The sequence below is a fragment of the Mucilaginibacter sp. CAU 1740 genome, from assembly GCF_039839285.1.
In the GTDB taxonomy this organism is placed as follows: Bacteria; Bacteroidota; Bacteroidia; order Sphingobacteriales; family Sphingobacteriaceae; genus Mucilaginibacter.
Map to the genome: position 1 here is coordinate 152,417 of NZ_JBDOQS010000015.1, position 9,329 is coordinate 161,745.

Consider the following 9,329-nt stretch of genomic DNA (forward strand, 5'->3'; position numbering starts at 1 on the left):
CAATATCACCTGCAAAGCCTGCGGGCCATGCATCCAATGGGTATTAAATAAAGTTTCCTGCCCGACCCTGGCAAACGGGCGAACATTTGTTTTTCGTAATGCGCGATGGCTGCGCGGCTATCGCTGAACTTTGGATCGGTCAGCACCTCGCTGAGCTGCAGCGCATCCAGCATGGCCATATTAACGCCTTCGCCCGCGAAAGGCGGCATCCAATGCGCGGCGTCGCCGAGCAATGTAATATTGGATTGGGCTTCCCAGTGCTGGTTCAGCGGCATGCAATATTGCGGCCGGGGGATAAAAATGGTATCCGGGCTGTCGAACAGTTCCCACCAGGTAGCGTCCCATTGCGCATATTCCTTTTTGAACCAGTCGAGCACCTGCCGGTTGTCGATAAAGTTAATGCCGCTGTCTTTTGCCCAGGATTCAGCGGACCGGAAGCTGGCAGCAAAACCGAAACTGCCATCGCCTTTTGAACTGACGAACATCGCTTGGCTGTTACCGAAAGCGAATATTTTCCCATCTTTTAACAATTCATGAATATGGGGCGCCGTTTTCGCGCTGTCTTTAAGGGCACCTTCAAGCAAGGTAACGCCGGTCCATAGGGGTTTGCTGTCCGTGACAAAAGGCCTGATCTTCGAATTCGAGCCGTCTGCACCGATCACAAGGTCGGCGGTGATGTGGCTGCCGTTCCCAAAATAGATCTGCCATTGTGCTCCCAATTGTTCCAGACGAGTGACCTGGCTGTCCCAAACCACGGTACCGGGCTGCAGGGAATTTAAAAGCAAATCGCGCAGGGGCCCGCGGTCGATCTCGGGCCGGTGGCCTTTATCGCCAAAGTCCGTTTTCCGGCCGGAGCCATGCTCGTCCAAACGGATATTCAACTGCTGGTCAGTGATCCGGCACAGTCCGCACCGGGTCGGTAATGCGCTTTGAATTCTTCCATCAGGCCGGCTTTGGTTAAGGCCGCCAAACCCGATTTGGTATGCAGGTCGAGCGCGCCGCCCTGGATGCGTGCTGTTTGATGCAGGTCTCTTTCATATACTCTTACGCTGGCACCTTTGAGTTGTAAAAGCCTGGCCAGTGTTAAGCCGCCCGGGCCGCCACCAATGATCGCGATTTGTTTACCTTGTATACTCATATCAGGGTAGACGAATGAAATGGAAAAATACTTTAACCAGCGCTGAAATTTTGACACGGAAAATGCAAAAATTTCAGCGCTGAACTGAAAATTTTGCAGTACCAATACGCTGGCACAGGGCTTGTTACCGGATTTTTAGTTTAATTAATCTTTTGTTCAACTTTTAAAAAGAGAAGGCCATGACCTTAGTTAAATTCAATCCTGAAAAAAGAAACGGCTCATTACTGCCAGGCTTTAATGACGTTTTCGATTCCATTTTCAACGACACCTTTTTCAATGATCGCCTGGTGACCCGCGTTCCCGCCGTGAACATCAGCGAGACCGAGAACAATTACCATGTGGAGCTGGCTGCGCCGGGCCTGAAAAAAGAAGATTTCAAACTGAACCTCGAACGCAACCAGCTGAGCATCTCGGTAGAACAAAATGCCAACCACGAAGACAACCAAAAGAACTACAGCAAACGCGAATACAGCTACAGCTCTTTTGTGCGTTCCTTTACCTTGCCTGAAAGCGCGGACGACAGTAAGATCGACGCCACTTATACCGACGGCATATTGCGGATCGATATCGCTAAACGCGAGGAAGCCAAAGCGCTGCGTAAACAAATCGAAATTAAATAAAGCCAGTGATTTTATAGTTTGAATGCGAAGGCCCCGCGAGGGGCCTTCTGTTATTTTCGTGCGCTATGAAAAGTGAGTTTGAATTATTGATCAGCTTCCGCACGCCGGACGGGTTTAAGGCCTGCGGGCAATATTTTTTGGGCAAGGACCGCATATTTGCCGAAACGGTGTTTGACGGTTTGAACGGACGGCAGGATATGGCTGATAAAGCCATCCTGCATTTGGATCTGCTGGAGATAGCCGGGGAAATACCGCTAAAAGTAAAAAGCATCAGCTGCAAGCTGAGCGAGCTCTGCGAGAATTGCCAGCATATTACCCGTGAATTGTTCCGCTTACACGCGATCGAGCCGAAATAACTAAACGGCTTCGATCGCGATATGTTGAAAGTGCGGGAACAGCTGCTGGATGTTTAACCGCAATTGCTGCGTCGTAGCGACCAGGTCTTCGCTGTTCAGTCCTGGCCGGAACCGTACCTGCAGCTGCAGCATGACCTCTTCCGGCGACAGGTACATGGACTGGTGATGGCTTACCTGCAAAATGCCGGGCGCGTTCTGCACCAGGTCAATGATCTGGGCTACTTCCTGAGGGCTGGCCGTCTCGCCCATGAGCAGGCTTCGGCTTTCCCGGACCAGGAAAATGGCTACGAAAGTGAGTAACAAACCGATGAGGATCGATGCAATACCATCCGCATAAGGATTGTGAAAGTATTGACCGAGCGCAATACCGGTGAAGGCGAGCAGGATGCCGGTCACATCCGCCGCATCCTCGAAGAGCACTACGAAAGTGGAAGGGTCCTTGCTCTGTTTGACCGCTTGCCAGAAAGGCGCCCCGCCGCGTTGCCGGTTAAATTCACGGAGCGCGGTGATCAGCGAGATGCCGTCAAAGATCAGCGCAAATCCCAGTATGGCGTAGTTCCACTCCGGGTTGCGGACCGGTTCTGGTTCCAGCAAATGATGAATGCCCTCGTAGATCGAAAAACCGCCGCCCAAAGCGAAAAAGAGCAGGGAAACGACAAAGGCCCAAAAGTATAATTCCTTGCCGTAACCGAACGGCCGGTGCTCGTCCGGCGGCAGCCGGCTGCGTCGCATCCCGTATAACAGCAAGACTTCGTTGCTGGTATCGACCAGTGAATGGATGCCCTCGGAGGCCATCGCCGAGCTGCCGGTGAGCAAAGCTGCCGTGAGCTTGGCAGCAGCAATGAGCAGGTTGGCGGCCAGGGCCGTGTAAATAGGTGTCTTCGATGCCGGCATGTTTTAATGTTTAAGTTTGAACAACAAAAAAAGCAGCCGGTTTGGCTAAGATGAATACCACTTATCCTTAACTTAGCGCCCCAACCATCATCAACGGGTCTGCTGATGAGCGGTTTGCATGTAAAGAAAGGAGCTTCCTATGAAAAACGCAATTGATCTGCCCATTATTTTTGATGACGGCCAAAGCCGGAATGTCGCGATAAGTCCTGACAGTGAAAATAAGTTGCACTATACGCTTTCCGTCGGGGCTGCGCCCGCGGGGAGTTTTACATTCGCGCCGGAAATGCACAGCTGGACCTTCCACGGCGAACTATCCGAGGGCGAACAGGCGCAGATCGCCGGTTTTATCCAGAATTACAGCGACCAGGACTGGGATAACTAATCCGCAAGCGGTCGTACGTCGGCTGTAGTCAGCAGGAGATTGAGCCGCTTTTCCATCAACAGTACATCAAACCTTTCCAGGAGTTCGGGATCTGCGCCGGGCAATTCCCGTAACAGACTGCGAAGCTGAAGCTGCATACGATCCTGTACCTCATACATCGCCAGCATGAAGGAATCATCGGGCAGATGATAAACCAGCGCAAGCGACATCAGTCCCGCATAAGCGGCTTGCTGCTCAGCCAAATCCCTGATCAATAAGCATAATTCATCTTTTTGCATCATCTTCGCAGCAAAGTTGCCGTTATAAACCTATAACGCGTTCAAAGGCCAATAGGTTCCGTCAGTGAGGAAGAAGATCCGGTTATCAGCCGGGAAGGCTTTGGGCTCAGACGACCGGTGGCGCTGCCTGTCGACAGTGCGTTCCCTTTTTGCCGCGCTGCGCTTTAACCAGCGCCATGAATTCTAACGCCAAGCCTAAGCCGCTCAGAAAACCTTTTAAGGCATCAGGCATCGGGACATAGCGGCTGAACAGCGGGACACCGGTGGTCAGTAATAGGCCGGCAATTAATAGATACAGTGCTGGTTTGGGGAATATGTTACGTTTCATGGTGATTATTTTAATTGTTCAGTGATCTTTTCCAGTTTGGCTTGAATCTGATCCAGCTTCTGGGCGTTTCTTTTAAAATTACGCGGCCGCACGTAAAACCACATGATGGCCAGGTAAAGCAGGATGCCGCCGTATAGTACATAGAGCCAGCCGCCATGCGCGCGGGCAGGTTCATAGAGATACAGCAGCCAGCCGATCGCCAAGAGGAGCATGATCGCCCGCATGGTCTTTTGGTAATAGCGCTGCTGGTTTTGCCGGGTCTTTTCGATAAAGGCGACGAACTCCAGGTTGCTGCAGTCTTCCAGCTGGTAAAAGCGTTTAAGGGAACGGATATTCGTGATGGCGAGCAAGAGACAGGCTACTGCCATCAGGCTGCCGCCAAGATAAGTGGCTACCAATTCAAAATGCCCCAGGAGCATGGCAAATACCATGATACCGGCCAAGACGATGGAGGCTACAATGATCAGCCATTTGTTACGTAATTTCTGGCTGCGGAAGCCCTTGACCAGGCGCAGCATTTCACCGGCACCGGGCAAGCGGTCCGTATTGGCCGTGTGCCAGAGCGATCTCAAGTCATTCAAATTGTCCATGGGCTTTAAATTTTTTGGTCAGCTTTTCTTTAATGCGGTGGACCCTGATCCGGATATTGCCATGGGTCAGACCCACGATCGCCGCCATATCTGCCTGCGGCAAACCCTCCAGTTCCAGCGAAATAATGATACGCTCGGTTTCTTCCAGCTCCGCGATAAACTGGTATAAAAGCTGAAGTTTGGTTTCCTGAGATACTTCGACGGTTTGCGCCAGGTCGAACGGTAATTCCGCTTTCGGCATCCGTTTGTCTACTTCCAGCGCCCGCAGGCAATGGTTGGTCGCAATCCGGAAGATCCAGGTGCCCAGCTGCGCTTCCTGCCGGAAGCCGGAGAGCCCTTTCCAAACCGAGATGAAAGTTTCTTGTACCAGGTCCTGCGCCTGCGCCGGGTCATTGGTATAACCCAGGCAAACGCGGTAAATCTGCGGCGCGTATCGTTCGTAAATTTCCTCGAAAGGGATCATCCTGGGTCTTTGATTTGCTGGGTTGGATACGGACTTGTCCCTAATGTTACAAAAAATGCTAAAAAGCAGAAACAAGCAGCGAATTTCCGGGGTTCTCCTTTCAGTTCAAACATTAAAATCGACCCTATGAAAAAGTTACGTTTTGCCGGCCTTCCGCTGGCGCTTAGTCTGTTCCTGGTACTGACCTCGGCTTTTGCCGCTGGTAACAAAGAGACCGAACGCATCGATAAAGCCGCATCCGTGTTACGCGATTTCGGTAAGATGAAAGAATCCATCCCGCACCGGCTGATCGCTGAATACTCGGGCATCATCATCGTACCGCGTATGATCAATGCGGGCCTCGGCATCGGCGGTAAGCTGGGCCATGGCGTGGCGATGGTCAAACTAGGTGATGGCAAATGGAGCGACCCGGTGTTCGTTACGCTGGCGGGCGGCAGTATTGGAGCCCAGATCGGCGTGCAATCGGTGGACCTGGTATTGGTGTTCCGTCACAAAGGCGTACTGACGAAAGTAAAGAATGGTGATGTGACCATCGGCGGCGATATTTCGGCGGCAGCCGGACCGGTGGGCCGCAGCAGCTCAGCCAATACCGATTACAAGCTGGAAGCCGAGGTGTACTCTTATTCCCGCAGCCGCGGTCTTTTTGCCGGCATCAGCCTGAACGGCACCAGTCTCTCGATCGATAAAAAAGCGGACGCTAATTATTATGGTGCCGGTGTAAGTTCGCATGATCTTTTCGAAACCTCGAAAAGCAGCAGCAGCGCGATCCGTACATTAAAACGGAACCTGGCCGCGTTGTAAAACTTTCAGTTGTATGCGCTTTTTATGGCATGGTATTGGTCAGTCCATAGGTCTATCTATTAAAAGAAAAACATTATGGAAACTACCCAAGCAACAGGCGTATTGAACGACCTGATCGAAATTAACAATGACCGTGTGGCCGGCTTTGAGAAAGCGATCGCGGATATTAAAGATGAGAACATTGACCTGAAAGAGATCTTCCAGGGCTATGCCGAGCAAAGCCGCAAAAACGGACAGGAACTGGCCGCTTTAGTAGGCAATGCCGGTGAGGTTGAAACCGGCACCAGTGTGAGCGGAACCTTGCACCGCGCCTGGATCGATGTCAAATCCATCTTTGGCGGCAGTGACCGCGCCAGTATTTTATCCGAAGCGGAACGCGGCGAAGATGCCATCAAAAAAGCTTACCAGGATGCTTTAAGCGGCGGCGAACTGCCGGCTGAAGCAGTAGCTGTTGTCAGCAGCCAGGCCGGCGGTATCAACGCAGCGCATGACCAGATCAAGGCTTTGCGCGACGCCAGTAAACAAGACTAATGAACTTAGGTAGCTGCCCCAGCCGGGCGGCTATTTTTTTTTATCTCATCATCATACACCTATGAAAAACATTATTTTTATACACGGCATGTTCCAGAACCCTAAAAGTTGGGAAAAGTGGCAGGCGTTCTTTAGCCAACGAGGCTATAACTTTATCGCACCGGCATGGCCCTATCATGAAGGCGAACCGGCGGCACTGCGCGCGAACCCGGCGCCTGAATTGGGTGACCTGCACCTGAACGAGATCATTGATGAATTTGTCAGCGTAGCATCCGGCGTGGAAAATCCGATATTGATCGGACACTCGGTAGGCGGCCTGGTCGTGCAGATCCTGATCAGCCGCGGCATTGGCGCGGCGGGTGTTTGCATCGATTCGGTAGCGCCTAACGCGATGCTGGCCTTTGACTGGGGCTTTATGAAAAACAGTGCCCTGATCGCCAATCCTTTTAAAGGCAATGAACCATTCTATATGGACCTGGAAAGTTTCCACGGATCCTTCTGCAACACCCTGAGTGAGGAAGATGCTAAAACGGCCTGGGAAGCTTTTGCGACCCATGATAGCCGTAATGTGCTGCGCGATTGCATGGGCGAAGCCGGTCAGATCGACCTGGATCTGCCGCACGCACCATTATTGTTTATCGGCGGCGAGAAAGACGAGATCATCCCGCCTGAGCTGAACGAGAAAAATGCGGAAGCTTATACGGATGAGAACAGCCTGACCTTCTTCGAGGCTTTTCCGGGCCGCGACCACTATATCTGCGGCGAAGCCGGCTGGGAAGAGGTGGCCGAAAGTATCGCCACCTGGCTGAATGAACAGGTATATTTTACTAACGATAATACATTGAGCGATGACCAATAACGGTAAAATGACCCGCCGGCAGGTAGTTGCCGGTTTGGGTACCACGCTGGCCGCAGCAGCTATTTCACCGGCTTTTGCATCAGGAAAAGGTAACGCAGCCGACGGGCCCGCCAAGATCAGCGACCCGACAAAACTTTATCCCAAACCGCCTTATAAAAGCCAGCCGCAGCCCTGGCCGGGACTGCAAAGCAAGATGGACCCGGTACCCGATTGCGGCGAGACCAGCTATAAGGGTTCCGGCAGGCTGATGGGCCGCAAAGCGCTAATCACGGGCGGTGATTCGGGCATGGGCCGCGCCGCGGCGATCGCCTATGCACGGGAAGGTGCCGATGTGGTGATAAATTACTACCCAACCGAGGAACCGGATGCGCAGGAAGTGATCGCGCTGCTCAAAAAAGAGGGCCGTAAAGCCGTTGCCATACCCGGCGATCTGCGGAGCGAAGACTTTTGTAAACAATTGGTACAAAAAGCGATAAGCGCGTTGGGCGGACTCGATATCATTGTGAACAATGCGGGCCGGCAGCAGTCGATCGTTTCGCTGCTGGATGTCACTACGGAAGAGTTCGACGCGACGATGAAGACCAATATTTATGCGCCGTTTTGGATCATCAAGGAAGCGCTGCCGCATTTGCCGCCGGGTTCGGCCATTATCGGCACGACCTCTGAACAGGCTTATGACCCTTCACCGGACTTATACGCCTATGCGCAGACCAAAGCGGCGACGATGAACTACGTCAAATCATTAGCCAAGCAATTAGGGCCCAAGGGCATCCGCGTCAACGGCGTAGCGCCGGGCCCGGTATGGACCGCATTACAGATCAGCGGCGGCGCGCAGCCGGAGAAACAGCAGTTATTCGGCAGCTGGACTATGCTGGGCCGGCCGGGGCAACCGGCGGAGCTGGCTTCCATTTATGTGCAGCTGGCCGCAGCCGACGCAAGTTTTGCGACCGGGCAGATCTATGGTTCATCGGGAGGTGTGGGCATGCCATGAAAGAGACAGCCTTACTTTTATTACTGGCTGTTGGCAGCTTGGCTGCCAAGGCCCAGATACCGCAGCCGGACCCGGATACCACGGCACAGCATTTCCTCATCGTCGCCAGTATCGGCAACCTGCAGGAAGTTAGCGCCAGCCAGCTGGCTGTTCAAAAAGCAAAACGCAGCGAAGTGCGGATGTTCGGTGAGATGATGGTCAAAGAACACGACGAATCCGAACAGCAGCTAGTGGCCCTGACAAAAAGACGCGGCATCATGTTACCCACTGCCGCTACCGGTGGCATTCAGCCAGACATCGCACTGAAAAACGCGGGCGGGAATTTTGACGAGCTGTACGTGCACGGCATGGTGAGCGCGCACGGTGCAGCGGTACAAAGCTTTGCCGCTTATGCCATTAACGGTAAAGACCCCGCGGTCAAAGCCTGGGCCAAGCAAATGCTGCCCAAGCTCAAGACACACCACGATTATATTAGCACGCTGGAAAAAGTGATCAACCAACATCTGGGTTTTATTAATGTGAGCAGCAGCGCTTTTATCGAAGGCGGGATGATCCCGGCCAAATATTCCTGCGAGGGCAGCCAGGCCAGTCCGCCCCTAAACTTTAAAGGTATTCCTGCTAATGCGAAATCCCTGGCGATCATTGTTCACGACCCGGACGCACCTAAGGCCGGTGGGGTGACGCATTGGGTGGTATGGAATATACCTGTTGCTAGCCAGATCAGCGAAAACTTTAAAGGCGGCGTGCAGGGGCAGAACAGCGATCAACAGCCCGGTTATATGGGCATGTGCCCGCCTGATGGCACACACCGTTATAACTTCTTCGTCTATGCGCTGGATAGCCAGTTGTCATTAGACAAAAGCGCCGATCAGGCTGCGCTCGAAAAAGCCATGAAGGGGCATATACTAGCTGAAGGAGTTCTCACAGGACTCTATATGAAAAGCAAATAAAATTAAAAAGCAACACCATGGAAACCAACAACAATTACCCGGGGCCTGAAGAAGAATGAGAAGACCCGGCCAACCAGGATGATTTTCCGGAAACGGACGACCTAGAAAACAATGAGGACGACGATCAGGACATTGACCTCGATAACAG

At 52.7% G+C, this 9,329-nt stretch carries 15 protein-coding genes; 8 read left to right on the top strand and 7 right to left on the bottom strand.

All coding sequences use genetic code 11. From position 1 onward, the window contains the following. Window positions 1-5: 5 nt before the first annotated feature. Together AAFN85_RS26840 and AAFN85_RS26845 are read right to left on the bottom strand one after the other, a co-directional pair. Window positions 6-881 carry an FAD-dependent monooxygenase gene (locus tag AAFN85_RS26840; protein ID WP_347530989.1) on the bottom strand — a complete coding sequence of 292 codons (876 nt, stop codon included), beginning with the start codon at window positions 879-881 and terminating at the stop codon, window positions 6-8. Further along, entirely contained in the window at window positions 878-1,138 is a 261-nt protein-coding gene (locus AAFN85_RS26845) for an FAD-dependent monooxygenase (RefSeq protein ID WP_347530991.1), read from the bottom strand. Before AAFN85_RS26845 ends, AAFN85_RS26840 begins: the two co-directional genes overlap by 4 nt. A gap of 179 nt (window positions 1,139-1,317) precedes the next feature. On the opposite strand from AAFN85_RS26845, the gene AAFN85_RS26850 reads away from it, so the two are divergent. Then, complete coding sequence (locus AAFN85_RS26850; protein ID WP_347530993.1) at window positions 1,318-1,758, top strand: Hsp20/alpha crystallin family protein; 441 nt, start codon at window positions 1,318-1,320, stop codon at window positions 1,756-1,758. Window positions 1,759-1,823: 65 nt separating this feature from the next. After that, window positions 1,824-2,114, top strand: a complete 291-nt coding sequence (locus AAFN85_RS26855; protein ID WP_347530994.1) for a hypothetical protein — start codon at window positions 1,824-1,826, stop codon at window positions 2,112-2,114. Here AAFN85_RS26855 and AAFN85_RS26860 read toward each other — a convergent pair whose 3' ends face one another. Beyond that, a complete protein-coding gene (locus AAFN85_RS26860; protein ID WP_347530995.1) occupies window positions 2,115-3,008 on the bottom strand; it encodes a cation diffusion facilitator family transporter in 894 nt (297 codons plus the stop codon). Between the two features lie 139 nt (window positions 3,009-3,147). Between AAFN85_RS26860 and AAFN85_RS26865 the strand changes: the two genes are divergently transcribed. Beyond that, on the top strand, window positions 3,148-3,390 hold the full coding sequence (locus AAFN85_RS26865; protein WP_347530996.1) for a hypothetical protein: 243 nt from the start codon (window positions 3,148-3,150) through the stop codon (window positions 3,388-3,390). On the opposite strand, the gene AAFN85_RS26870 is transcribed toward AAFN85_RS26865, so the two are convergent. The 4 genes from AAFN85_RS26870 to AAFN85_RS26885 form a co-directional block, all read right to left on the bottom strand. Beyond that, entirely contained in the window at window positions 3,387-3,671 is a 285-nt protein-coding gene (locus tag AAFN85_RS26870) for a hypothetical protein (protein ID WP_347530998.1), read from the bottom strand. The two genes, AAFN85_RS26865 and AAFN85_RS26870, sit on opposite strands and share 4 nt — an antisense overlap. A 103-nt stretch (window positions 3,672-3,774) precedes the next feature. Further along, window positions 3,775-3,996: a hypothetical protein gene (locus AAFN85_RS26875; RefSeq protein ID WP_347531000.1), complete on the bottom strand. Its 222-nt coding sequence runs from the start codon at window positions 3,994-3,996 to the stop codon at window positions 3,775-3,777. Between the two features lie 5 nt (window positions 3,997-4,001). Continuing rightward, window positions 4,002-4,586 (bottom strand): hypothetical protein, encoded by a 585-nt coding sequence (locus AAFN85_RS26880; RefSeq protein ID WP_347531002.1) that lies wholly within the window; start codon window positions 4,584-4,586, stop codon window positions 4,002-4,004. Then, the gene (locus AAFN85_RS26885) at window positions 4,570-5,049 is read right to left on the bottom strand and encodes a sigma-70 family RNA polymerase sigma factor (protein ID WP_347531003.1); all 480 of its coding nucleotides are present in this window, start codon (window positions 5,047-5,049) and stop codon (window positions 4,570-4,572) included. The genes AAFN85_RS26880 and AAFN85_RS26885 overlap by 17 nt, the downstream gene beginning before the upstream one ends. Before the next feature lie 126 nt (window positions 5,050-5,175). On the opposite strand from AAFN85_RS26885, the gene AAFN85_RS26890 reads away from it, so the two are divergent. The 5 genes from AAFN85_RS26890 (at window position 5,176) to AAFN85_RS26910 (ending at window position 9,181) form a co-directional block, all read left to right on the top strand. Beyond that, entirely contained in the window at window positions 5,176-5,850 is a 675-nt protein-coding gene (locus AAFN85_RS26890; RefSeq protein ID WP_347531004.1) for a lipid-binding SYLF domain-containing protein, read from the top strand. Window positions 5,851-5,925: 75 nt separating this feature from the next. Beyond that, a complete protein-coding gene (locus AAFN85_RS26895) occupies window positions 5,926-6,381 on the top strand; it encodes a PA2169 family four-helix-bundle protein (RefSeq protein WP_347531005.1) in 456 nt (151 codons plus the stop codon). A 61-nt stretch (window positions 6,382-6,442) separates the two neighbouring features. Continuing rightward, window positions 6,443-7,240, top strand: a complete 798-nt coding sequence (locus AAFN85_RS26900) for an alpha/beta hydrolase (RefSeq protein WP_347531006.1) — start codon at window positions 6,443-6,445, stop codon at window positions 7,238-7,240. Then, on the top strand, window positions 7,230-8,231 hold the full coding sequence (locus AAFN85_RS26905) for an SDR family oxidoreductase (protein WP_347531008.1): 1,002 nt from the start codon (window positions 7,230-7,232) through the stop codon (window positions 8,229-8,231). Before AAFN85_RS26900 ends, AAFN85_RS26905 begins: the two co-directional genes overlap by 11 nt. After that, a complete protein-coding gene (locus tag AAFN85_RS26910; RefSeq protein ID WP_347531009.1) occupies window positions 8,228-9,181 on the top strand; it encodes a YbhB/YbcL family Raf kinase inhibitor-like protein in 954 nt (317 codons plus the stop codon). Before AAFN85_RS26905 ends, AAFN85_RS26910 begins: the two co-directional genes overlap by 4 nt. Window positions 9,182-9,329 lie beyond the last annotated feature (148 nt).